This window comes from Flavobacterium kochi (assembly GCF_048286715.1).
Classification (GTDB): Bacteria; Bacteroidota; Bacteroidia; order Flavobacteriales; family Flavobacteriaceae; genus Flavobacterium.
Genome location: NZ_JBLVPW010000042.1, coordinates 1 through 25,346, shown reverse-complemented (window position 1 = coordinate 25,346; position 25,346 = coordinate 1). Strand labels below are relative to the sequence as shown.

Below are 25,346 nucleotides of genomic sequence, written 5' to 3'. Positions count from 1 at the left end.
GTCAGCAAAGGTCAAGGTCACTGAAGCATCACAAGTATCAGTTGCTGTTGCTTGCGCAAAGGCTGGCAAGGCTGGACAATTGATAGTGGATGGTGCTGGTAAAGCTGCGATTACCGGTGCAGTAACATCATGAACATTGATGGTTTGTGAAGCAGAAGAATGGTTGCCACAATCATCTGTTGCAGTCCAGGTTCTGGTTACGCTGTAATTACCGGCACAGTTGCCTGGAGTAGTTACATCAGCAAAAGTCAAAGTCACTGAAGCATCACAAGTATCAGTTGCTGTTGCTTGCGCAAAGGCTGGCAAGGTTGGACAATTGATAGTGGACGGCGCAGGTAAAGCTGCGATTACCGGAGCCGTGATATCCTGAACATTGATGGTTTGCGTAGCAGAAGAATGGTTGCCACAATCATCTGTTGCAGTCCAGGTTCTGGTTACGCTGTAATTACCCGGACAATTGCCTGGAGTAGTTACGTCAGCAAAGGTCAAGGTCACTGAAGCATCACAAGTATCAGTTGCTGTTGCTTGCGCAAAGGCTGGCAAGGCTGGACAATTGATAATGGATACAGCAGGTAAAGCTGCGATTACCGGTGCAGTAACATCATGAACATTGATGGTTTGTGAAGCAGAAGAATGGTTGCCACAATCATCTGTTGCAGTCCAGGTTCTGGTTACACTGTAATTACCCGGACAGTTGCCTGGAGTAGTTACATCAGCAAAAGTCAAAGTCACTGAAGCATCACAAGTATCAGTTGCTGTTGCTTGCGCAAAGGCTGGCAAGGCTGGACAATTGATAGTGGACGGTGCTGGTAAAGCTGCGATTATCGGTGCAGTAACATCATGAACATTGATGGTTTGTGAAGCAGAAGAATGGTTGCCACAATCATCTGTAGCGGTCCAGGTTCTGGTCACACTGTAATTACCCGGACAGTTGCCTGGAGTAGTCACATCAACAAAGGTCAAGGTCACTGAAGTATCACAGGCATCAGTTGCAGTAGCTTGCGCAAAGGCTGGCAAGGCTGGACAATTGATAGTGGATGGAGCAGGTAAAGCTGCGATTACCGGAGCCGTGATATCCTGAACATTGATGGTTTGTGAAGCAGAAGAATGGTTGCCACAATCATCTGTTGCAGTCCAGGTTCTGGTTACACTGTAATTACCGGCACAGTTGCCTGGAGTAGTTACATCAGCAAAAGTCAAGGTCACTGAAGCATCACAAGTATCAGTTGCTGTTGCTTGCGCAAAGGCTGGCAAGGCTGGACAATTGATAGTGGATACAGCAGGTAAAGCTGCGATTACCGGAGCCGTGATATCCTGAACATTGATGGTTTGTGAAGCAGAAGAATGGTTGCCACAATCATCTGTTGCAGTCCAGGTTCTGGTTACACTGTAATTACTGGCACAGTTGCCTGGAGTAGTTACATCAACAAAGGTCAAGGTCACTGAAGTATCACAGGCATCAGTTGCAGTAGCTTGTGCGAATGATGGCACGGCTGGACAATTGATGGTGGATGCGGCTGGTAAAGCTGCGATTACCGGTGCAGTAATATCCTGAACATTGATCGTTTGTGTTGCAGTGGATGTATTTCCACAGCCGTCCATAGCAGTCCATGTTCTGGTTATGCTGTAATTAGCCGGACAGTTGCCTGGAGTAGTCACATCAGCAAAAGTCAACGAAGCAACTCTACAATTATCCGTTGCTGTCGCTTGCGCAAAGGCAGGCACGGCTGGACAATTGATGGTGGATGCAGCTGGTAAAGTACTGATTACTGGCTTGATCTCGTCTTTTACAACAGTAAAAGTACTAGTGCATGTTTTAGGAACTTTGTGGCAAGCATCAGATACTTTATATTCGAAACTCAATTGTCCACCGCAAGTCAGATTGCCTAAAGGTGGAAAATCTGCCAGGTTATCAGTAACTGGACTAATTCCACCCGTATTACTGAAACCAGCTTTCCAAGTATTATAAGCTGCCGTTATCGCTTCGCTGGTGCTGCATACTGGTAAAGAAACAGGCTCAGAGCAGGTAACTGCCAGATTACTCAAATCCAAATTCAACTGAATTGGAGCTCCCGGAAAATCCTTTAGTTCGGATTGAGCTGAATTTCCTGAAGATCTTGTTCTAATAAACAGCGTACTGATTATAAAGCACGGATTATTAGTCGCTTTCAGCACTTGGGTAAGATTGATAGCACCCTCAGCCCATTGATTAGGAGCATAAACACCAGGAAAGGTTCCATAGGTATCAAAGGGTACCGTGGTAGTCGAAAAGTTATTGGTTAAATAAACATCACCAAAAAATTCAGAGTTGGGATGAATTACATATTCATACCCGCCTCCCGCTTTTGCTGTCCATATCCGAATTACGACGTTAGCGTCACCGCCTCCTTGGGTAAATTCAATAGTGAGCAATATGTCACCGACTGTACGTCCTCCTTGGGTTCCTAATGTCGTAAATCCGCCGCTACCCCCTGTAATTGGTGCAACACCACTTAGGGGGTCAGCGGGACCAAAGGTGGCGCCAGTAATCGTTAAGGGAGCCTGCAAAAACTCAAAATCTATGTAACTGCTCCCATTGGTTACCTGACGGTCACCTGCAAAAAGACACCACAAATCTGTAGCAACTCCAGGTCCACTGGTACCCGTAACAAAGGTATTATCATCAATACTTACTCCACCTATTACACCCGGATCACCATAACTAAAATGGGCACCACAATTTTGGATTTCATTTTTATTAGGCGAAGATCCTGCACCCCAATTATAGGTGTTGGGATTATCGTTTATCTTATTAGAGAGAGTGAATATGGTTGGATCATTTTGGTAAGGATCCTGCAGGAAATAGCTGACTGGCACAGTGACAGGCACTGTGGGTTTGTAAAAAACTTCACCTGTCAATGGGTTAATCACACCATGCCCTGCTATAGTAGGATGCAATTGGTCAAACAAGTCGCCTACACCTTCATATATAGTACCAATAGGTTCATGAGCAAAGGCATCGCCATCAACTCCTGAACCGCTATGGGGGTATTGTACTGGCACTACACCTTTAATAGATCCTTGCGCATTAACTGTATAACCCGTCATTAAAATTGCTACCAACATAAGTGGCAAAGCAAATGACCGACGCCAATAACAAGACCATAGCCTTGATAGAGAATCGACAGGAGTTATAAAATTAAATTTTGAAAAACTTACGTTTAAAGGTTGGAAAAAAGTACAACAATATTCTTGCATACTTTTTATCTTAAAAGAGATAATTTTTTTCATAATAATTTGGTTTTAAGACCATATTATTAAAGTAAGAAAGCATTAGTAGAATTTGGGTTTCCGAAAAAACAAAGTGTGTTGTCTCATAAATTGTATTTATACATTAGAAAAAACAGGAAGTTTACAGATTTGAAAAATGTAACTACTAGACAAACAACCATCTTCAAAAAATAGATTTATGAAGTATCCTTTCAATAAACTGGATTTACAATGTGGGAATCAAAAACCACGTCCATTTATTAACTAAAACATTTTTTTTTAAACAATTTAAAATATTGATTTTAAAAATGATTAGAATTAAAAAATAATAAAAACAGGAAAAACAAAAGTTTTCAGATTCAGGGAGAAAACTTGTAGAAAAACGAAACATCTTCAAAAAACTAATTTTATGAAGTACTCCATCATCCAAAGGATATTTTATTGTGGGGTAACAAAAAAATCCTTTTATTATTTGAAAGTTATTCGATAAACAACTCGAATCAAATAATTTTTTGTTAAACCAAAGTTAGGCATTACAACAAAAAAAGAAAAAAAAACAAAGCCAAACAAGGCAACATTCTATTATACCCGACAAAGAACACAGTTCGCTAAGAAAAGCTTTACAGCATTAAAATATTAATACTAAAAAACTCGTTAACTATTTGATTATCAATTAATTAATAGTTTTATTACTTAAATTTTGTTAATTAAAAAATAATGTTAAAAGCAATAAATTACTCTTGTACTTTAATCATTTAATTGCATTTACACTGATTTTTCGATAACAATTTTAGGCAATTATTGATAATCTTAAATTATTAAAATTGATTCCTTTTTTTTAAGGTTTCAAAAACATTATAAGAATTTTAAAATGTTGATTTTTATTCTTTCGAAATGTGGGACGAAATAACAATGATCATAAAAACCCACATGTTTATCAAAGATAAAATCAAAGCCAAATCCGTAGTAATGAAATGGTTTTCATTTCAATATCGATACTGGACAACATTAGTCCGCTTTTTTAGTAAAATACTAATGATGAAAAATAGTTCCTAAGTACTTCATCCACCAAAAATATTTTTAAAATGAGTAACCGAAAATCTTTTATCACATCAAAATAGTTCTTATATACCAACTTAAGAATCAATTAAAAAAATAACATAAATAAACCCCGGAAATTTTTACTTCCGAGGCTTATTTTTATATTCTAATCCATTTCATTCTTTTTTAGGGATTAGACAATTATTGAAAATTATCTATTTGGAAGAAATAACTTTTTTCGTACTGCTTCCTCTGTTCGTAGTCAGTTTCACAACGTAAACTTGCTCTTGTCCTTTTTTTGCATTAAGGTTTAGCGTAATTTTTTTGTTCAAAAAACTATTGGTATCCGCTTTTGAAAGTATTGAAATCCCTTGTGCATTGAAGACATCGATTTTCACATCAGATACATAATCAAATTTATATCTAATAGTGAGCTGATCTTTGAAAGGAACCGGATACGCCTCAAAACCCACATTTGCAGTTTTACTGGTTAATGTAGCGTTTTCTTGAGCAGCGACCTGCGCCAATTGTGACAAGGCACTACAAAATGGCCCGTCAAGATTGTTGATATTAGCTAGGGTATTTGCCAAAGAACTGCAATTGCCACTCAAGAATGCATTACGTATAAGTGTATACAAACTTGCAAAGTCGGTACTTCCTGCTGGGTACGGATATTCAGTCGGGAATGCTGCTACGCCTAACAGTGCAGAAACAGCATGTCTTGCCAATGCTTTACAATCTCCACCACCCAACTGGGTTGCTCCTAACATGGTAAGGTCAGCTTTGTTGGAAATAGCAGGAGTTTTTGCAATGTTAAAATAATCATAGAAACTGCTACTTGCGACAAATGTTCCGGCTGTGAATCCTTCAGGTCCTGTCCATGCATAGCTGCCCATTCCTACCGTTGCATTAAAGGTAGAACCAGTATGGCACAAATAGTTTGTTCTCCTGTGATTGAACGGCTTGGATTCGTTGTAACGGTGAACTTTTTTGCTCGTACAATTAGAAATGGTCTTAGTATCATCATAAATATAGATGATTTGATTATAGCGATAATTATTGATAATCTTAATTATCAAAATCATTTTTTATAGGTTCTGAGAATTTTAAAATATAAATTTTTATTCATTCGAAATGTTATCCCAAAATGAGAATGAGAATAAAAACCAAGATGATTATAAAAAACAAATCAGGTTGAAACAAATTAATCAGGTTGAAACAAATTAATCAGGTTTTTCAATATAAAGTACAAATGATAAAGTAGTACTGAAGTACCTATTCATCCAAATGATATTTTTGCAGGGGGCAATAAAAAAACCTCGAAATTTTTACTTCCGAGGCTTATTTTTATATTCTAATCCATTTCATTCTTTTTTAGGGATTAGACATTTATTGAAAACTATCTGGAAGATATTACTTTTTTCGTACTACTTCCTCTGTTAGTAGTTACTTTTACAACGTAAACTTGTTCTTGTCCTCTATTTGCTTTAAGGTTTAGAACAATTTCTTTGTTCAAATAACTATGAGCATCAGTTTTGGAAAGTACCAAACTACCTTGTGCATTAAATACTTCAATTTTGACGTCAGATACATAATCAAATTTATATCTAATAGTAAGCTGGTCTTTGAAAGGAACAGGATACGCATCAAAACCTACGTTTTCAATTTTTGCTTCAATAGCAGGAACTTTATTGATCGTACTAGGAGCAACTGCTGTAGGAAGTGAACAATTCCCCGGTAACGGAGTATTGTCTGTACAACCAGATACGGCATCTATAATTCCAGTACTTCCTGTAACAAGCACGGGTGCATTATTACCTACTTTTGTGAAGCTTTTGAAAGTATAGGTACTGGTAGGATTAGCTCCTGAAATATTAGCATCAATGATTGATTTCACATCGTATTTTACAGAAATAATATACGTTGCTCCAATTGTCGCTCCTGTCACAACCATTTTAGCTTCAGAACCACCGACAATGCTTGCAGTAAAGTTTACATTTGTTCCGCAACCCTGAGTAAATAAACGGACATTGGAAGCATTTTGCACACTAAACAGTTTATTCAAATCACCATCATTAGATTGTGTTACATTAATTGTAAAGTTAGCTGCTGGTGCAACCACATTTGAATAATAGAAGAACACACCCGGTATGGCATTAGTCACTTTTCCATTACTAGGAGAAGAGGCTGTATAACAAACTTGTGATAACTGAGGAGCTGTTCCTGTAGTGAAATTACAACAGGTAGTCTGAGTCGGGAAGATGTGAGCACAAGGAGTTACACTAATGGTTTGGCTACATGGAGTAGACTCATTACCACAAGCGTCAACTGCTTTCCAAGTACGTGTTTGGCTTCCATCAGCATTGACTACGGTACCAACGGTAATAATAGTGAACGTACTACAATTATCAGTGGCAGTTGGTTCATCAAAATTAAATGCAGCATTACATTCGATCGTTTTAGGACCTGAACATGTTATCACTGGAGCAGCGGTATCCTGCACCGCAATAGTTCTACTACAAGTAGCGGTATTGCCGCAATCATCGGTGGCGGTCCATGTTCTGGTGACACTATAGTTACTTGGACAGCTGCCTGGTGTTCTTACATCGGCAAAAGTAATTGTCACAGTTGGATCACAGGTATCGGTAGCTGTTGCAGCACCAAAAGTTGGAGTGCCTGGACAGCTAATAGGTGAGGTCACCGTAGGACAAGTAATTACTGGCGGAGTGGTATCCTGAACATTAATGGTTCTGCTACAAGTAGCGGTATTACCACAATCATCTGTAGCGGTCCATGTTCTGGTCACACTGTAGTTACCTGGACAGTTGCCTGGAGTAGTTACATCAGCAAAAGTGATTGCCACACTTGGGTCACAGGTATCGGTAGCTGTTGCTACACCGAAAGTCGGAGTGGCAGGACAGTTAATTGGAGATACTACTGTAGGACAAGTAATTACCGGAGGAGTGGTATCCTGAACGTTGATGGTTCTGCTACAAGTAGCGGTATTACCACAATCATCTGTAGCGGTCCATGTTCTGGTCACACTGTAGTTACCCGGACAGTTGCCTGGAGTGGTTACATCAGCAAAAGTGATTGCCACACTTGGGTCACAGGTATCGGTAGCTGTTGCTACACCGAAAGTCGGAGTGGCAGGACAGTTAATTGGAGATACTACTGTAGGACAAGTAATTACTGGAGGAGTGGTATCCTGAACGTTGATGGTTCTGCTACAGGTAGCGGTATTACCACAATCATCTGTAGCGGTCCATGTTCTGGTCACGCTGTAGTTACCCGGACAGTTGCCTGGAGTGGTTACATCAGCAAAAGTGATTGCCACACTTGGGTCACAGGTATCGGTAGCTGTTGCAACACCGAAAGTCGGAGTGGCAGGACAGTTAATCGGTGATACTACTGTCGGACAAGTAATTACTGGAGGAGTGGTATCCTGAACGTTGATGGTTCTGCTACAGGTAGCGGTATTTCCGCAATCATCCGTAGCGGTCCACGTTCTGGTCACGCTGTAATTACCCGGACAGTTGCCTGGAGTGGTTACATCAGCAAAAGTGATTGCCACAGTGGGGTCACAGGTATCGGTAGCTGTCGCCGGACCAAAAGTTGGTGCGGCAGGACAGTTAATTGGTGATACTACTGTCGGACAAGTGATTACCGGAGGCGTGATATCCTGAACGTTTATGGTTCTGCTACAGGTAGCAGTATTTCCGCAATCATCTGTAGCGGTCCATGTTCTGGTTACGCTGTAATTTCCTGGACAGTTGCCTGGAGTGGTTACATCAGCAAAAGTGATTGCCACAGTGGGGTCACAGGTATCGGTAGCTGTCGCGGGACCAAAAGTTGGTGTGGCAGGACAGTTAATCGGTGATACTACTGTAGGGCAAGTAATTACTGGAGGCGTGGTATCCTGAACGTTGATAGTTCTGCTACAGGCAGCGGTATTACCACAATCATCTGTAGCGGTCCATGTTCTGGTCACGCTGTAGTTACCCGGACAGCTGCCTGGAGTGGTTACATCAGCAAAAGTGATTGCCACAGTTGGGTCACAGGCATCGGTAGCTGTCGCTGGGCCAAAAGTTGGTGTGGCAGGACAGTTAATTGGTGATACTACTGTAGGACAAGTAATTGTAGGAGGCGTAGTGTCTCGTACTACAATAGTTCTGTTACAGGTAGCAGTATTACCACAATCATCTGTAGCAGTCCAGGTTCTGGTCACACTGTAATTACCGGGACAATTTCCTGGAGTGGTTACATCAGCAAAAGTGATTGCCACACTTGGGTCACAGGTGTCGGTAGCTGTTGCTACACCGAAAGTCGGAGTGGCCGGACAGTTAATCGGAGATACTACTGTAGGACAAGTAATTACCGGAGGCGTAGTATCCTGAACGTTGATGGTTCTGCTACAAGTAGCGGTATTACCACAATCATCTGTAGCGGTCCATGTTCTGGTCACGCTGTAGTTACCCGGGCAGTTGCCTGGAGTGGTTACATCAGCAAAAGTGATTGCTACACTTGGATCACAGGTATCGGTAGCTGTTGCTACACCAAAAGTCGGAGTGGCAGGACAGTTAATCGGTGATACTACTGTAGGACAAGTAATTACCGGAGGGGTAATATCCCGAACCACAATAGTTCTGCTGCAGGTGGCGGTATTGCCGCAACCATCGGTAGCCGTCCATGTTCTGGTCACGCTATAGTTACCAGGACAGTTGCCTGGAGTGGTTACATCAGCAAAAGTTATTGGTACAGCTCCAGGACAGTTATCGGTAGCTGTTGCTACGCCAAAGGATGGTGTGGCTGGACAATTAATTGGAGATACTACCGTTGGACAGGAAATAGTCGGCGGGGTTACATCCGTACACAAATTAACTTGAAAAGGTGCTCCGGGAAAATCCTTTAATTCTGATTGACCGGAAGAACCAGAAGTTCTGGTTCTGACAAATAAGGTACTAATTACAAAACAAGGATCATTCCCTCCAAAAATTCTAGTTATATTAACAGCCCCTTCTGCCCATTGATTTGCAGTATACGCCCACAAATTAGGATTGGTGGAAATAGGAGCTTGATTATAAATAGGATACGGCACTATGGTTTGTCCCGTGTTATTAGTACCAAAAACAGCCCCAGCAGGAGGGGTAATTGGATTACTATAAGCAGTTCCATTCCATTGTCTAACAACAACATTTGCGGATACCCCACCTTGGGTAAACTCAATAGTTATTAAAAGATCATTAATTGTACGCCCGCTAGGATTACTAGGAGTAGTCGCTGCAGATGTAAAAACTCCAAAATTAAACCCTTTTGCGTCAGTTCCTGTCACGGTCATTTCTAATTTTTTTTGTAGAATCTCAAAATCGATATAACTGCTTCCATCAGTTACTTGACGGTCTGCAGCGAAAATCAACCATAAATCGGCAGAATTTCCACCCAAAGCAGGATCCCCATGAGTAAAATGGGCAATTGCATTTTGAATTTCATTTTTGTTTGGTGAAGAACCGACACCCCAAGTATAAGAGCTTATAGCATCATTGATCTTATTGCTACTGGTGAAAGTAGTTGGATCACTAGTTGTAATATTATCTCTGAAAAAGGTGGTGTTAGGATAAACATAGAATTGAGGTGGTAATGGCCCGTCCGGATAATTGTAAGGGGGCGGTATAGGTACAAATATCCCTCCTGGATCAGCTGCTGGATTTGTTTCACCTGGCTGAAATAGAAAGTCTCCCCAAGCTGGATTATCACCAGTAGCTCTAACAAATGCATTTCCATCAATAGCAAACCCTCCCTTAGGGGCTATAACTGGCGCTCTTCCTAGAATATTTTGGGCATTCGTGGTAGATGTTGTCATTAAAATTGCTACCAATGTAAATGGTAATACAATCGACTGGTGGCAACAACGAAACCATAAATTTGACAGGTAATCAATTGAATTTCTCTCCTTAAATTTAAAAAAACTTAATTTAGAAACAGTGTTTTTCGTTAAGAAGCAACAATTTATTTTGCTCGACAAAACATCGAAAAACTTCGAAATTGTATTCTTTTTCATAATAAAAGTATTTTTACATCATAAATTAGGAAAAAAGGAAAATTTACAGACTTGGGAAGAAAACGTATAGAAAAACAAAACACCTTCATAAACACATTTATGAAGTACTCCATCGTCCAAAGGATTTTTATTGTGGGGAACAATAACTAAATTCTTTATCAACCAGATAGTTGCTTAAAGAAGCAACCTTAAAACTCTAATCTAAAACAATTAGTATTGAAATTAACACGATAGGTATGCAACAAAAGTTTTCAGACTCGGGGGAGAAAACTTGCAGAAAAACGAAACATCTTCAAAAAATAATTTAATGAAGTAGTCCATCATCTAAAGGATATTTTATTTTGGGGAAACAAAAAAATCCTTTTATTAACCTGAAAGTTGCTTGACAAACAACCTAAATCAAATAAATTTTTGTTAAACCAAAGTTAGGTATTACACCAAAAAAAGGAAAAAAAACAGACCCAAACAAGACAACATTCTATTATTCCCGACAAAGAACACTGTTCACTAAGAAAAGCTTTACGGCAGCAAAATATTAATACTAAATAACTGGTTAACCATCTGATTATCAATTAATTGATAGTTTTATTACATAATTTTTGTTAATTAAAAAATAATGTTAAAAGCAGTAAACCGTCGTTGTACTTTAATCACTTTATTGCCTTCATATTGATTTTTTGATGAAAAATTTCAACAATTATTGCTAATCTTAAAACATTAAAATTTACTCGTTTCTTTTTAAGATTTCAGCAACATCGTAAGGATTTTAAAATATTAATTTCCCGTTTTTCAGAAATGTCGGAATGAACCGAAAACGAGACCCAATCCATATAAAAAAAGCCAACCCAATAGTCTTGAGATAGCTTTTCTTTAATACAAATAGTAAGTATTAATCAGTCCCTATTTTTTAGGGCAAAAGTGTACTTTCAATTGTTTATTCCCTCCTATTTAATTCATAAACCACTAATATACAGTTACTAGCATTTCACCATATATCGTTTTCGTAAATGATAAAATAGTACCTAAATCAGAAAAAATAGCGGTGTTGAATCATGTGGTGTTGGAGTAATTTAGCACTATAAATTTTAATTATTAATTAAAAACTAGTATCATGAAAAAGATTTTAAAATTAAGTTTATTGTTGGTAGTGGCAATGACTAGCATGAGTTCGTATGCAATCGATGGTGATTTTTTACTCCATGTAAAAAAAGGTAAAGGAAATGAAATTAGCTTTTCTCTAAATGAAATCAAAAAAGTTAATGTGTCTATCTACGATGATGAGAATAACTTAATCTACACCGAAAAAGCAACAGGTGAGAAAGGAATCGTAAGAAGATATAATTTAGATGAATTTCCAATTGGCACTTATTATTTGGTTGTCGAAAACAATCTAAAAAAAGTACGACATGAAATTATTATTGCTGAAGAAAAGTCAATTTTAACAACAAAAGCGATCTCGGAAGTTTACAAACCGGCATCGAAAAATAAAAACATTGCAAATGTTGATTAGTTTGTTACTCAAAAGAATACCTGAATATTATTTTTAAGAGGCTGTCTTTGCAAAGAACAGCCTCTTTTTTATGATCCATTATAGCAGCAAATGTAATTACAAGAAATTCAAAAGAATTTCAACCAGAATTCTTATTCGGCAATCTTATGCTACATATTTCTTCTGTATTGACCACCAACTTCAAATAAAGCAGCAGTAATTTGCCCCAAAGAACAAACCTTTGTCGCCTCCATTAAATGTTCGAATAAATTTTCATTTTTAACAGCAGCCTCTTGTAGCGTATTTAAATGTTCCTTTACTAAATCCTGATTGGACTGATGTAAATGGCTCAACATATCAATTTGATATTGTTTTTCTTCTTCGGTCGCACGAATTACTTCGGCTGGAATTACCGTTGGAGACCCTTTCGAGCTCAAGAACGTATTCACCCCTATAATTGGGAATTCCCCAGTATGTTTCAAAGTTTCATAATACAAACTTTCTTCCTGAATTTTACTTCTTTGGTACATTGTTTCCATAGCACCGAGTACTCCTCCTCGTTCGGTAATCCTGTCAAATTCTTCTAAAACCGCCGCTTCAACTAAATCTGTCAGCTCTTCGATAATGAACGAACCCTGAATTGGATTTTCATTTTTGGCCAATCCCAATTCTTTATTGATAATCAACTGGATTGCCATCGCACGGCGTACTGATTCTTCTGTAGGTGTTGTAATGGCTTCATCGTACGCATTCGTGTGCAAGGAATTACAATTATCATAAATCGCATACAATGCTTGCAAAGTTGTACGAATGTCATTAAAATCGATTTCCTGGGCATGCAAGGAACGTCCGGAGGTTTGAATGTGGTATTTCAACATTTGAGCACGTTCGTTAGCTCCGTATTTGTTTTTCATGGCTTTCGCCCAAATTTTACGTGCCACACGGCCTATAACTGCATATTCCGGATCAACTCCATTCGAAAAGAAGAAGGATAGGTTTGGTCCAAAATCGTTAATATTCATGCCTCTACTCAAATAATACTCCACATAGGTAAACCCGTTGGAAAGCGTGAAAGCCAACTGTGTGATTGGATTAGCTCCCGCTTCGGCAATATGATACCCAGAAATGGAAACGGAGTAAAAGTTTCTAACATTGTTGGTAATGAAATATTCCTGCACATCCCCCATCAATCGCAAAGCAAATTCAGTAGAGAAAATACAGGTATTTTGCGCTTGGTCTTCTTTAAGAATATCCGCCTGTACCGTTCCACGTACCTGAGACAACGTTCTTGCTTTGATCTCATTATAAACATTCGCAGGTAAGACCTGATCCGCGGTTACGCCCAAAAGCATCAGCCCTAAACCGTTATTACCTTCGGGTAAATCGCCCTGATAATGAGGTCTCTCCACTCCTTTTTTCTTGTAAATGGTATTGATTTTTTCTTCAACCTCAACTTCAAGACAGTGTTTTTTAATATATAATTCACACTGCTGATCAATAGCCGCATTCATGAAAAATCCTAACAACATGGGCGCAGGCCCATTAATGGTCATACTCACAGAAGTCATGGTATGCACTAAATCAAAACCAGAATACAGTTTTTTAGCATCATCCAAACAGCATATTGAAACTCCGGCATTTCCTATTTTTCCATAAATATCAGGGCGGACATGGGGATCGTTTCCGTATAAAGTGACACTGTCAAAAGCCGTAGATAAACGTTTTGCAGGTAATCCTGCGCTCACATAATGAAAACGTTTGTTGGTTCTTTCCGGCCCGCCTTCTCCTGCAAACATTCGTGACGGATCCTCTCCTTCACGCTTGAATGGATATAAGCCTGCCGTAAAAGGAAATTCTCCAGGAACATTTTCCTGTAAACACCAACGCAGAATATCGCCCCAGGCCTGATACTTTGGCAATGCTATTTTTGGAATTTGAGAATGGGAAAGCGACTCCGTGTGTGTAGCCATTTTGATTTCTCTATCACGAACTTGAAACGTATAAACTGGATTTTTATATTTATTTACTTTTTCATTCCAAGTCAAAATGATTTCCCAATTATAAGGATCTAAATCCATTTTGACTTTATCAAACTGGTTCAGTAGAAGATTTAAAAAGATTTTATCCTCAGCAGCACCTGGCTTTTCAGATTCTAAAGCAGTTGGTAACACCGAATCATCATTAATTCCTGCCTTGTTTAATTCCGGATTTTTTTTTGCTACCGATTCAATCGTTTTAAAAATTCCGTATAATTTTTGGGCTACTTCTTCCTGGCTTAAAGCAGTAACATCATATTTTCTATTGCTTTCAGCAATTTCAGATAAATAACGGGTCCGGTGTGGTGGAATAACGAATATCTTTTCGCTCATTTCACGAGTGATTTGGAATGTTGATTTCAAATCTGAACCTGTTTTTTCATGGATTTTATCCATAATCGCTTTGTAAAGCGTATTCATTCCCGGATCATTGAACTGTGAAGCAATTGTCCCGAAAACCGGAAGTGTATCTAAATTTGTATCCCAAAGATTATGATTGCGTTGGTATTGTTTTTTTACGTCTCTTAACGCATCAAGAGAACCGCGTTTGTCGAATTTGTTTATGGCAACTAAATCTGCAAAATCAAGCATATCGATTTTCTCTAATTGGGTTGCGGCACCAAACTCAGGTGTCATCACATATAGGGAAACATCGGAGTGATCCATAATCTCTGTATCAGATTGTCCGATTCCAGAAGTTTCAAGGATTATGATATCATATTTTGCAGCTTTAATAACCTGAATTGCATCGGCAACATATTTCGACAAAGCCAAATTAGATTGACGCGTTGCTAACGAACGCATATAAACGCGCGGACTATTTATGGCATTCATTCGGATTCTATCTCCTAAAAGTGCTCCACCTGTTTTTCTTTTGGAGGGATCCACCGAGATTAGCCCAATCGTTTTTTCTGGAAAATCGATTAGAAAACGACGCACCAACTCATCCACCAAAGATGATTTTCCAGCACCACCGGTACCTGTGATTCCAAGCACCGGAATAGCACCCTTTTCATTCTTCTTTTGGATTGCTTCCAATGTTTTGGCAGCCACCTCAGGAAAATTCTCTGCCGATGAAATAATTCGGGCAATGGCTTTTGGATTTTTTTCTTCTAAATGATTTAATTCATCATTCAGTTGATTTCCAATAGGATAGTCAGCGCGCTGCACTAAATCATTTATCATTCCCTGTAAACCCATTGCACGTCCATCATCAGGAGAATAGATCCTTGTGATTCCATATGCTTGCAATTCCGCAATTTCAGAAGGCAGAATCACTCCTCCACCACCACCAAATATTTTGATTTGTCCTGCTCCTTTTTCTTGAAGCAGGTCGTACATATATTTGAAATATTCGTTGTGACCCCCTTGATACGATGTTATAGCAATAGCGTTAGCATCTTCCTGAATAGCAGTGTTTACTACCTCCTCAACGCTTCGGTCGTGACCCAGATGAATTACCTCAACGCCCGTAGACTGAATAATTCTACGCATGATATTAATGGCTGCATCATGCCCGTCAAAAAGAGCTGCTGCGGTGACAATTCTTACTTTATTATTAGGAATATAGGGCTTTATGTGTTCCATTTTATGAATATGATAATTTAAGAGTGCAATTTACGACTTTATTTTAATAATTATTCAATGTTCAACACTGTTGTTGATAAAAAAGCAACCGTTTCCGATTTTAGTCCTTTTGAGAACAACCCTTTTTTCTTGTCTTGTGCTATCGCCAAACAAAGATAAGGTTGAAAAAGACAAAAAGGACAGCGTCCCCCTATTCCTAAATAAATCCTAAACTTTGTACTCCTAAATAAAATCGTGGCTTTATTTTTGAATAAGTAGTACTTTTGACACGAGCCTTATGGCCAATTGATGAAGTAAACTTATAAAAACAATTTAAGATGAAAAAAATTTTAATTTTAATGGTGGCAGTCTCCTTTTCCAGTTGCGCCGAAATGCAACAGGTTCTTAATCAATTACCCCAAACACAAGGAATAGGTGGTGTAGATATCGCGGGAGGATTGAAGGAAGCACTCCATAACGGAATTTCCAAACAAGTAACAAAATTGACGGCGGTAGATGGTTTTTACAGAAATGAAGCCGTAAAAATTTTATTACCGGAAGAATTAAGAAAAGTAGATTCTGGTTTGAGAAAAATAGGTTTGAGTTCATTGGCTGACGAAGGCCTAAAAGTGTTAAATCGTGCTGCTGAAGACGCTGTTAAGGAAGCTACTCCAATATTTGTTGATGCGGTCAGAAACATGACTTTTATGGATGCCAAATCAATTTTGATGGGAAATGAAAGTTCAGCAACGAATTATTTACAAAACAGCACTTCTACTGCTTTGTACGGAAAATTTAATCCTGTGATAAAAAATTCATTCTCGAAAGTGGGAGCTGATAAAGTTTGGTCCAACATAATCACAAAATACAATAGCATTCCATTAGTAAATAAAGTAAATCCTGATCTGACTGACTACGTCACCAATCAGGCGATGAATGGTGTTTTCAAGATGGTTGCCGTTGAAGAAAAAAACATCAGAACGAATTTAAGTTCCAGAACATCCGTTTTATTGCAAAAAGTTTTTGCGATGCAGGACAAAATTTAATTTGAAAAAGTAAACGGTTCATTATTTTTAAAACATAAACACTAAAATCAAATTTTTTTATAAAAAAAAATAAGTTTAGTTTTGAAAAACACTATTCTTTACTATACGGACTAAAGTCGAAAGAGATATATAAAATGCAAAAAATTACAATCCTTATCCATTGCGAAGATCAAAAAGGAATTATCGCCTCTGTTACCAATTATATTGCCTCAATTGATGGTAATATCATCTATCTGGACCAACATGTTGATGCTGATGAAAATGTGTTTTTCATGCGTTTGGAATGTGAGTTCAGTGCCAAAAATTGGGATATTGAAGCGATCAAGACGGATTTTAAAGCAAATTTAGCCAATCCGTTTAGTATGTCCTGGGAAATGTATACCCAAGACGAAAAACCTAAAATGGCGCTGTTTGTTTCTAAATACGACCATTGCTTGTATGACATTTTAGGACGGTACAGCGTTGGTGAACTGCCCCTTGAAATCCCTTTGATTATAAGCAACCATGAGGATTTGAGATCAGTGGCGGAACGTTTTTCTATTCCGTTTCATTATGTTCCTTTCACCAAAGACATTAAGGCAGAAGCCGAACAGAAGCAAATTGATTTACTGGAGCAGTATGCTATTGATTTTATTGTTTTGGCTCGCTATATGCAAATTATTACGCCAAATTTAATTGGCCAATACAAAAATCAAATTATCAATATCCATCATTCCTTTCTTCCGGCATTTCCTGGAGCTAAACCCTATCATTCCGCTTTTAAACGGGGTGTGAAAATTATTGGAGCTACCAGTCATTATGTGACGGAAGAATTAGATGAAGGTCCAATTATTGAACAAGATATCTCCAGGGTTACACACAGTCACTCTATAGAAGATTTTATAATGAAAGGACGTGATCTGGAACGCATGGTTTTGGCAAGAGCCATCAAATTACATGCGGAGCGAAAAACGATGGTTTACAATAACAAAACGGTGGTATTTTCTTAAAATTATCAACCCAGCGCTCTCCTTTGGAAAAGAAACTGAAACTCTTAAAATTAAGTAATCGATCTTATAAAATGCTCACTTTTAGTGAGCATTTTATATATAACCCTTTTTTTTAACCTGGAACTTCAAGTTCTCTGGTTATTCCATTATTCAGAAATAACACTTTAGTCCAGAATGATTTTGATTTTTTATCCGTTGGATACCAATCTCGATTTTCTTCCACAAGAATAAAGAGCCCTGTATCCGTTCCCAAAACAATGAACTTATTTAGTTTGGGTTGCTTTGGAAAGATCGAAAGAGCATACTTTTCACAAATTTCATCACTGAGCTGCGAAACATTTTTAGTAACAAAACCTATCTCGCTAACGGATACTATTGACGATCCGTCAAAAGGTTTTTCCGAAGCATTATCCAAACTGAAACGGGCAATGAATTCTAAAATATTTCCGTTATTATCATAAAAGTAAAAAGACTTTGCATTCCAGTTATAAAAATCTGCAATTTTATCAGGCGGTACCACATCTAAAATTTTCGTTTTCTTTTCCATCCAGTCAAAGGCTTCCGGCAACTTATTATTGGGTATATCAAAAGCAAAATGATATACTGGCTTTACATTTTCAGAAGGCCTGAAAGTTAGTTTTGTGGAACCGGCTGTAAAAGAAATACCCGAATTGTTTTTCGAAATAGTTTTCAACCCGATGACGTTGTTATAAAACAACTCCGTTTCATCGAGCGTATCTGTTAACAACTCCACTTCGAGAATATTCATCCTGTTTAAATTGAAACTATTTATCTTTCCAGCAAATCAACGTCAACTCCCAATCCTGCAGCAACCCCCGCTCCTATGCGACCATCAGCTCTAAACCAATGACTCAATTGACGGTTAACTATTTCTTCTTTTTCAGGACCTTCGATACCAGACATATGACCAATAATATTGTTAATCGTATTTTGCTGTTGCTCCGAAGTCATGATCTTAAATAAATTACCCGGCTGCGTGTAGTGATCATTTTCCCCTTCACAATTTCTATCATACCAGTCCGCAAAATCACTGAAAATTTCCAATGGCGGTTCTTTATAGGCTTGGTCTATTTCGATAGCATCAAAACTATTTGGAAAATAATTCGGATAGCTTCCTCCATTACCATCTACCCGCATTTGACCGTCTCTTTGGTAATTATTGGTTGCAAATGGACAACGGTTTACAGGAATTTGCTCATAATTTGTTCCCAAGCGATAGCGTTGTGCATCAGGGTATGCCAATAAACGCCCCTGCAGCATTTTATCGGGTGAATATCCAATCCCATCTACAACATGTGCCGGGGCAAATGCTACCTGCTCAATATCCTGAAAATAATTATGCGGATTTTGATTTAATTCTAAAACACCAACATCAATTAGCGGAAAATCACCATGAGGCCAAACTTTGGTTACATCAAATGGATTCAGATAATAGTCTTGAGAATTAGCCTGCACTTCCGTCATAACCTGAATTTGCAAATTCCATTGAGGAAAATTCCCTTTATCAATATTTTCAAATAAATCACGCTGCGAAAAATCCATATCACGAGATTTCATTTCTGCCGCTTCCTCATTGGTGAAATTTTTAATTCCTTGTGCTGTTTTGAAATGAAACTTGACATACACCCTTTCGTTAGCAGCATTAATCATTGAAAACGTATGACTGCCATACCCATGCATGTGACGATAGCCGAAAGGAGTCCCACGATCTGACATGAGTATCAATACCTGATGCAAACTTTCCGGATTCAGTGACCAGTAATCCCACATCATGGTCGGTGATTTCATATTGGTATAAGGATCTCGTTTTTGGGTGTGTATAAAATCAGCGAATTTTTTAGGATCTTTAACAAAGAAAACGGGCGTATTGTTGCCCACTAAATCCCAATTCCCATCTTCGGTGTAAAATTTCATGGCAAAGCCTCGTGGATCTCTTTCTGTATCAGCGGAGCCCCTTTCACCTCCAACCGTTGAAAACCGAAGCACTAATTTAGTTTCTTTCCCAATTTCAGAAAAAATTTTAGCTTTGGTATATTTAGTAATATCATGAGTTACGGTAAATGTTCCAAATGCTCCGGAACCTTTTGCATTCACAACCCTCTCAGGAATTCGCTCGCGGTTAAAATGAGCCATTTTTTCGTGAAGGATATAATCCTGTAATAGCAAAGGACCTCTTGAACCTACAGATTGAGAATTTTCATTTTCCACAAATGGTCTTCCAGAGGCTGTTGTAAGTTTTTCATGTGATTTCATATTAATATAATTTAATAGTTTTCATCAAGGAATAACAAAATTTAAAAACACAAACAAAATTGGCAGTCATATATAAACCACATCAAAAAACGGGCTGTAGTTTTTTTCAATAAAAGAAAAATAAAATTTGAATAGGTAAAAATCGGTTAATTTTAAAGTTGATTCTGGATCAGAACCGCTAACCGAAATAAAAGAATAAAGTTAAAAAACTTAACGTATATACAACAAAGTAATAACAAAATCTTAACAGCAAAACGACCGTCTATGTATGATCTTTGCAGGGTAATAAACTGGTTATTTATTATTTTGGTTTTGGTTAGTTAAAGAATTGCCTGCACTTATAATGCAGGCATTTTTTTTTATTTGGCAGTATTTATAAAAGAAAGGACTGCATCGTTGAATGCATTAGGTTGCTCCACATTTACCACATGTCCACATTTTTCGATCACAAATAATTTAGAAGATTTGTAATGATTTTCAACAACTTTTCGAACAGAAGGTAAGAACATATAATCCTCTTCACCCATCACATAAAGCGTAGGAATATTCAATTCCACCTGACGAAACCATTTGAGAACCGGATTTATCTCTGCGGTGAGTTTAAACCATTTAATAAATTCTTTTTGGTATAATTTTTTAGCCTCGTTTATAAAAAGCAGACGCGACTGTTTGTGACTTTTTTTAGGCATAATGACAAAGGCAAAAAACTTATACAGAACCAAATAAGGCAATACGTATTTGAACATATTTCCCAATCGCATCAATACCTGAGAACGGAAATTCATTTTCAGGATAGCACCACCAAGAATCATGCTTTGGACACGTTCCGGATACATTTCGGCCAATTGTCTGATCAGAATTGTACCTAATGAAATACCTACGAAATGTGATTTTTTTATTTTAAGAAAGTCTAAAACTTCAAGAATATCATTGGCCAAAGCCGAAAACGTGTATTTCTGTTTGAAAGCTGTTTTCAGGGTCGTTTTTGATTCTCCGTGACCACGCAAATCCAGTAACAAAATATTATACTGTTTTTTAAAATCCCGTATTTGTTTGAACCAAATAGAAGAACTTCCTCCCGCACCATGTACAAAAGTTACCCACTGATCGGTGTTTTTATTTTCGTAAATGGTATAGTTAATCACGCTTCTAATTTTTTTGTAAAAATAGAACTTTAATTTTAAATCTCAATCTTAACATATATTAATACTAATTTAACAATTGTAAAACGTAAATTTGCAAAAAATTTACACCGATGACTGGATTATTGAAAGAGAAAAGTGAAATAGAAAAGCTTAAAAGAGAATATCAAATTCTTGCCGAACAAAACTTCGACACTGAAAAGAACACTTCAATGCCTAGTAATGCTAAAGAAGAATTAGTTCTGGAAGACTGCGAACTATAATTTTTGATGTATTTTTTTGAAGTAGTCAAACGCTTTTAGCAAGCGGGTTCCATACCAGGAAAACATTTCGCCATCTACAAAAATAGTTTTTGCATGATGCGTAAAGCGTCCTATTTCAAAAGCATCTTCTTCCTTGAAAGGAAAAGGCTCTGAGGAAAGAAAAACCAAATCCGGATCACCTTCTAAACGCATTTTTTTGAGTTCGATTTCCGGATAACGTCCTTTGTCCTGATAGATATTTTCAAAATGATTCAGCTTCAGCAATTCATTGATGAAATTATCAGAACCAGCGACCATAAAAGGGTTTTTCCAAATGAAATATACTGCTTTTTTGACAGGTATATCCTTAACGAAGCTTTTGAAATCGTTTAGGGCAAAAGTCAATTTGCCGTTCCATTTCTGGGCTTCGGTTCTACAATTAAAAAGCTGGCCAAAATCGGCAATCATTTTAAAATTATCTTCAATGGTGATGATATTTGTAACCCAAACCGGACAGATTCCACGTAACTCGGCTACAATTTCTTGTGTATTTTCCTCTTTATTACAAATGATGATATCCGGTTGCAACAATCTGATTTTCTCAAAATGCACTTTTTTGGTTCCGCCAACAATTTTCTTCGTTGCTTTAAAATGATACGGATGCACACAGAATTTGGTAATCCCAACAATTCGGTCTTCCAAACCTAAATTATACAGTAATTCCGTTTGAGAAGGAACAAGTGAAACAATACGTTTTGGTGAAGTTTCAAATGAATGAGAAGTACCAAGTTGGTCAATTAGCGTTTTCATAATTCTGTTTACAGTTTAAAAGGTTTACTGTTCAAATTGAGCAACTTTAAGCAGTAGACTATAAACAATCATTACCCTAATATTGCTGACATCTCCTGTTGCATTTTCAACGCTTCGGCTCTTGCTTTTTCAACAAAATCAGTTCCTTTTGAAGCATAAATAATCGCTCTGGAAGAATTAATCAGTAATCCTACATTAGCATTCATACCGTATTTACAAACTTCGGATAAACTTCCGCCTTGTGCTCCAACTCCTGGAACAAGCAAGAAACTGTCAGGAACAATTTTACGAATCTCAGTAAAATATTCCGCTTTGGTAGCACCTACAACATACATTAGATTTTCACTGTTTTTCCACGTTTTAGACGTTTCTAACACCTGTTTGTACAATTCTTTTCCATCCACGTTTAAAGTCTGGAAATCGAACGCTCCTTCGTTTGAAGTCAAAGCCAACATAATGGTATGTTTATTTTCGAAAGCTAAAAATGGCTCCACTGAATCTTTCCCCATATAAGGAGCAACAGTAACACTGTCAAAATTCAAATCTTCAAAAAAAGCTTTGGCATACATGGAAGATGTATTTCCAATATCTCCTCTTTTTGCATCTGCAATTGTGAAGATATCCGGATACTTTTCATTGATATAATTGATTGTTTTCTGCAACGATATCCACCCTTTTATTCCATATGCTTCATAAAAAGCAGTATTGGGTTTGTAAGCTACGGCTAAATCATGTGTCGCATCGATTATCGCTTTATTGAATTCGAAAATGGGATCTTCCAGTTCTAATAAATGTTGTGGAATTTTATTCAAATCAACATCTAGTCCTACTGCCAGGAATGATTTCTTGATTCTAATTTGGTCAATAAGTTGTTGTGTTGTCATTGTTTAATTTGTGAGCTGCAAATTTATAAAAACCAAAACCGATTAGCGGTTTTAAAACTTAAAAAATTCAATGAATGATTTATATTTTAAATGCTATCCATTTTTAAATCAGTACTGCAGCTGTTTATATGCTACCATCGCTATTTTTGTCCTTTACCGTAGCGTTATTTCATCATATAAATATAAAAAAACACCTGATTCATCAGCTTACCATAGATTGACTGGACAGATACTGAAATACTATTCTTACATCAAAAGAACTTGATTTCCAATACAATAAGAGTTAATTATATAAAAAAAATAAAAATTTATATAACAAATAAAGTCCAAAGGCGTCCCATCTTTGCAGTAATAATCTAACAAAGTAAAAAATAGAAACCATGAAAAACTTTATCTTATCAGCATCTTTAATTGCAACAACGATTTTATTTGCACACCCAAAAGAAAAAATTGATCAAAGCACAATTTCACAAAAGAAAAAAATTGAAATTACCAAAACAACAGATAAAACTGTATATTTCTGGGAAGTAAACACCTTAACTGGTTATGCAAGTGGCTATACTCTTTCTGAAGCCAAAGCAAAAAAAACAATACAATTAATGGCAACGGACGAATTAGTGACTTATAGAATCATTGAAGCCTATAAAAGTTTTTAAAACTTCTATAGGCTTCAATAGCTTATTTTATAAAAAACCCCTTTAAGGTGGTCTGTCCAATACTTTAAAAAACCTCGCTTGCTTCTTTCAATTTTTCCATATTGTTGACTAACGCTAGCTCGTCAACAATTTTCTGAATATCACCATTCATGATATTTCCTAAATCGTATAATGTCAAACCAACACGGTGATCCGTTACACGACCTTGTGCATAATTGTAGGTACGGATTTTAGCAGAACGGTCTCCAGAACTTACTTGAGACGTACGTTTAGTAGCATCTTCCGCTTGTTTTTTGGCCAATTCCTGTTCGTATAAACGGGAACGCAAAACGCCAAATGCCTTGTCCTTATTTTTATGTTGCGATTTTTGATCCTGACATTGTGCCACCAATCCCGTTGGAATATGCGTCAAACGAACCGCTGATTTTGTTGTATTTACGGATTGTCCACCTGGTCCTGAAGAACAGAAAAAATCCACACGCACATCATTCATATCGATCTGAACATCGAACTCTTCTGCTTCCGGAAGCACCATAACAGTCGCTGCGGAGGTGTGAACACGTCCTTGCGTTTCCGTTTGTGGTACCCTTTGCACACGGTGAACACCCGCTTCAAACTTCAACGTTCCGTATACATCCTCACCGGTAACTTCAAAAATCACCTCTTTGAATCCACCAGAAGTCCCTTCATTCATATCCACAACCGAAGTTCTCCAACCTCTGTTTTCACAATATTTTGTGTACATACGGAATAAATCCCCCGCAAAAATACTCGCTTCATCCCCACCCGTTCCGGCACGAATCTCCACCATCACATTTTTGGCATCTTCCGGATCTTTAGGAATCAACATAAATTTGATTTCTTCCTCTAATTCCGGTAATCTTTCCTTCGCTTCTTCCAGTTGCATTTTGGCCATTTCGGTCATATCTGCATCACTATTATCCGCTATTATTTCGTTTGCTTCTTCTATATTCGCCATCAAAAGCACGTATTCATCGCGTTTTTCAGCCAAAGCTTTTAAATTCTTGTACTCTTGATTCAATTGCACATAACGCTTCTGATCAGAGATAACATCCGGCTGGATGATTAAATCCGAGATCTCATCGAAACGTTGTTTTACTATTTGAAGTCTATCTAACATTTTCTTATTCCTTTATTTGGACTGCAAAATTACGAAAAAGTATTCAGTTTGCAATATTCCTTTTTGCTATTTCCACAAACCTCAACTAATCCAAAATTATTTTAAAAACAAAGTCATGAAGTCTATAGTCAAGTATATATTTTCCTGCAAAAAACTTCGATTAAGTTCCTTTACAAAGTACCCGCTCAGATTGTTAAAATGAACTTTCCTTGGATCAGTATCGTCCACTACAACTGGCTTTATAAGCCCAAGTATTCGTTCAAGGTCCTGATCAGAACACTTTAGCAATTCTTTAAAATCAACTCCTGTTTGCGCAAATTTTTGTAAATAAATCGCAATCGTTTTTCTGGAAATCTTGACCTCCTTTTCTATAGCACGTAGTGAAACACCACGCTCTAGGAATAAAAGTATCTGTCTTATCTTAATCATACTAAGTGGTTTATTTGCCATTCTGCAAGTGTTTTTTGATTATAAACCAAACTTATGCTAAATGGCGGTTAAATCTCTACTTAGTGAGGTAAGGAACCTGGAATAGGTGGCGACATTTATACTTGAATATCAGTACGTTAAAAGAGTTAAATCAGGAGTAAAGAGGCGTACTTTGCTCCGGAATTCAAATACATACAAAAAGTAGAACCAAATAGCTAACTTTACTATTGCAGCGGTAAAACCTAGCACCTCAATGGTGAATACTATCCCTGCCGGAATTCTGGTTGAAATGTA

The 25,346-nt window shown here is 37.5% G+C and carries 16 protein-coding genes; 5 read left to right on the top strand and 11 right to left on the bottom strand.

The window, feature by feature from the left end:
- From ACNQGH_RS20965 to ACNQGH_RS20955, 3 genes are all read right to left on the bottom strand, one after another.
- On the bottom strand, window positions 1-3,270 hold a 3,270-nt coding region (locus tag ACNQGH_RS20965; RefSeq protein ID WP_470303890.1), incomplete at its 3' end, for an HYR-like domain-containing protein.
- A 1,235-nt stretch (window positions 3,271-4,505) separates the two neighbouring features.
- Window positions 4,506-5,375: a T9SS type A sorting domain-containing protein gene (locus ACNQGH_RS20960; RefSeq protein WP_417957968.1), complete on the bottom strand. Its 870-nt coding sequence runs from the start codon at window positions 5,373-5,375 to the stop codon at window positions 4,506-4,508.
- Between the two features lie 314 nt (window positions 5,376-5,689).
- A complete protein-coding gene (locus ACNQGH_RS20955; RefSeq protein ID WP_417957967.1) occupies window positions 5,690-10,150 on the bottom strand; it encodes a T9SS type A sorting domain-containing protein in 4,461 nt (1,486 codons plus the stop codon).
- Window positions 10,151-11,459: 1,309 nt separating this feature from the next.
- Here ACNQGH_RS20955 and ACNQGH_RS20950 point away from each other — a divergent pair.
- Window positions 11,460-11,858, top strand: a complete 399-nt coding sequence (locus tag ACNQGH_RS20950; RefSeq protein ID WP_417957966.1) for a FimB/Mfa2 family fimbrial subunit — start codon at window positions 11,460-11,462, stop codon at window positions 11,856-11,858.
- A gap of 149 nt (window positions 11,859-12,007) precedes the next feature.
- Here ACNQGH_RS20950 and ACNQGH_RS20945 read toward each other — a convergent pair whose 3' ends face one another.
- Window positions 12,008-15,460, bottom strand: a complete 3,453-nt coding sequence (locus ACNQGH_RS20945) for a methylmalonyl-CoA mutase family protein (RefSeq protein ID WP_417957965.1) — start codon at window positions 15,458-15,460, stop codon at window positions 12,008-12,010.
- A gap of 317 nt (window positions 15,461-15,777) precedes the next feature.
- Here ACNQGH_RS20945 and ACNQGH_RS20940 point away from each other — a divergent pair, with 317 nt between their 5' ends.
- Both ACNQGH_RS20940 and purU read left to right on the top strand, forming a co-directional pair.
- Window positions 15,778-16,485 (top strand): DUF4197 domain-containing protein, encoded by a 708-nt coding sequence (locus ACNQGH_RS20940; RefSeq protein ID WP_417957964.1) that lies wholly within the window; start codon window positions 15,778-15,780, stop codon window positions 16,483-16,485.
- A 134-nt stretch (window positions 16,486-16,619) separates the two neighbouring features.
- Entirely contained in the window at window positions 16,620-17,474 is an 855-nt protein-coding gene (purU, locus tag ACNQGH_RS20935; protein ID WP_417957963.1) for a formyltetrahydrofolate deformylase, read from the top strand.
- A gap of 112 nt (window positions 17,475-17,586) precedes the next feature.
- On the opposite strand, the gene ACNQGH_RS20930 is transcribed toward purU, so the two are convergent.
- The 3 genes from ACNQGH_RS20930 to ACNQGH_RS20920 all read right to left on the bottom strand — a co-directional run bounded on the left by ACNQGH_RS20930 (window position 17,587) and on the right by ACNQGH_RS20920 (window position 20,893).
- A complete protein-coding gene (locus ACNQGH_RS20930) occupies window positions 17,587-18,243 on the bottom strand; it encodes a VOC family protein (RefSeq protein WP_417957962.1) in 657 nt (218 codons plus the stop codon).
- Between the two features lie 20 nt (window positions 18,244-18,263).
- Window positions 18,264-19,748, bottom strand: a complete 1,485-nt coding sequence (locus tag ACNQGH_RS20925; protein ID WP_417957961.1) for a catalase — start codon at window positions 19,746-19,748, stop codon at window positions 18,264-18,266.
- 359 nt (window positions 19,749-20,107) lie between these two features.
- Window positions 20,108-20,893: an alpha/beta fold hydrolase gene (locus ACNQGH_RS20920; RefSeq protein WP_417957960.1), complete on the bottom strand. Its 786-nt coding sequence runs from the start codon at window positions 20,891-20,893 to the stop codon at window positions 20,108-20,110.
- A 110-nt stretch (window positions 20,894-21,003) separates the two neighbouring features.
- On the opposite strand from ACNQGH_RS20920, the gene ACNQGH_RS20915 reads away from it, so the two are divergent.
- Window positions 21,004-21,153, top strand: coding sequence for a hypothetical protein (locus tag ACNQGH_RS20915; protein ID WP_417957959.1), 150 nt, complete (start codon window positions 21,004-21,006; stop codon window positions 21,151-21,153).
- On the opposite strand, the gene ACNQGH_RS20910 is transcribed toward ACNQGH_RS20915, so the two are convergent.
- Together ACNQGH_RS20910 and pyrF are read right to left on the bottom strand one after the other, a co-directional pair.
- Entirely contained in the window at window positions 21,148-21,942 is a 795-nt protein-coding gene (locus tag ACNQGH_RS20910) for an ABC transporter substrate-binding protein (RefSeq protein WP_417957958.1), read from the bottom strand. The genes ACNQGH_RS20915 and ACNQGH_RS20910 overlap by 6 nt on opposite strands.
- A gap of 71 nt (window positions 21,943-22,013) precedes the next feature.
- The gene (pyrF, locus tag ACNQGH_RS20905) at window positions 22,014-22,826 is read right to left on the bottom strand and encodes an orotidine-5'-phosphate decarboxylase (protein ID WP_417957957.1); all 813 of its coding nucleotides are present in this window, start codon (window positions 22,824-22,826) and stop codon (window positions 22,014-22,016) included.
- Between the two features lie 380 nt (window positions 22,827-23,206).
- Between pyrF and ACNQGH_RS20900 the strand changes: the two genes are divergently transcribed.
- Window positions 23,207-23,482 carry a hypothetical protein gene (locus ACNQGH_RS20900; RefSeq protein ID WP_417957956.1) on the top strand — a complete coding sequence of 92 codons (276 nt, stop codon included), beginning with the start codon at window positions 23,207-23,209 and terminating at the stop codon, window positions 23,480-23,482.
- A 64-nt stretch (window positions 23,483-23,546) separates the two neighbouring features.
- Here the strand turns inward: ACNQGH_RS20900 and prfA are convergent, their stop codons facing one another.
- Both prfA and ACNQGH_RS20890 read right to left on the bottom strand, forming a co-directional pair.
- Window positions 23,547-24,623 carry a peptide chain release factor 1 gene (gene prfA / locus ACNQGH_RS20895; protein WP_417957955.1) on the bottom strand — a complete coding sequence of 359 codons (1,077 nt, stop codon included), beginning with the start codon at window positions 24,621-24,623 and terminating at the stop codon, window positions 23,547-23,549.
- A gap of 96 nt (window positions 24,624-24,719) precedes the next feature.
- Window positions 24,720-25,073 (bottom strand): hypothetical protein, encoded by a 354-nt coding sequence (locus tag ACNQGH_RS20890; RefSeq protein ID WP_417957954.1) that lies wholly within the window; start codon window positions 25,071-25,073, stop codon window positions 24,720-24,722.
- Window positions 25,074-25,346 lie beyond the last annotated feature (273 nt).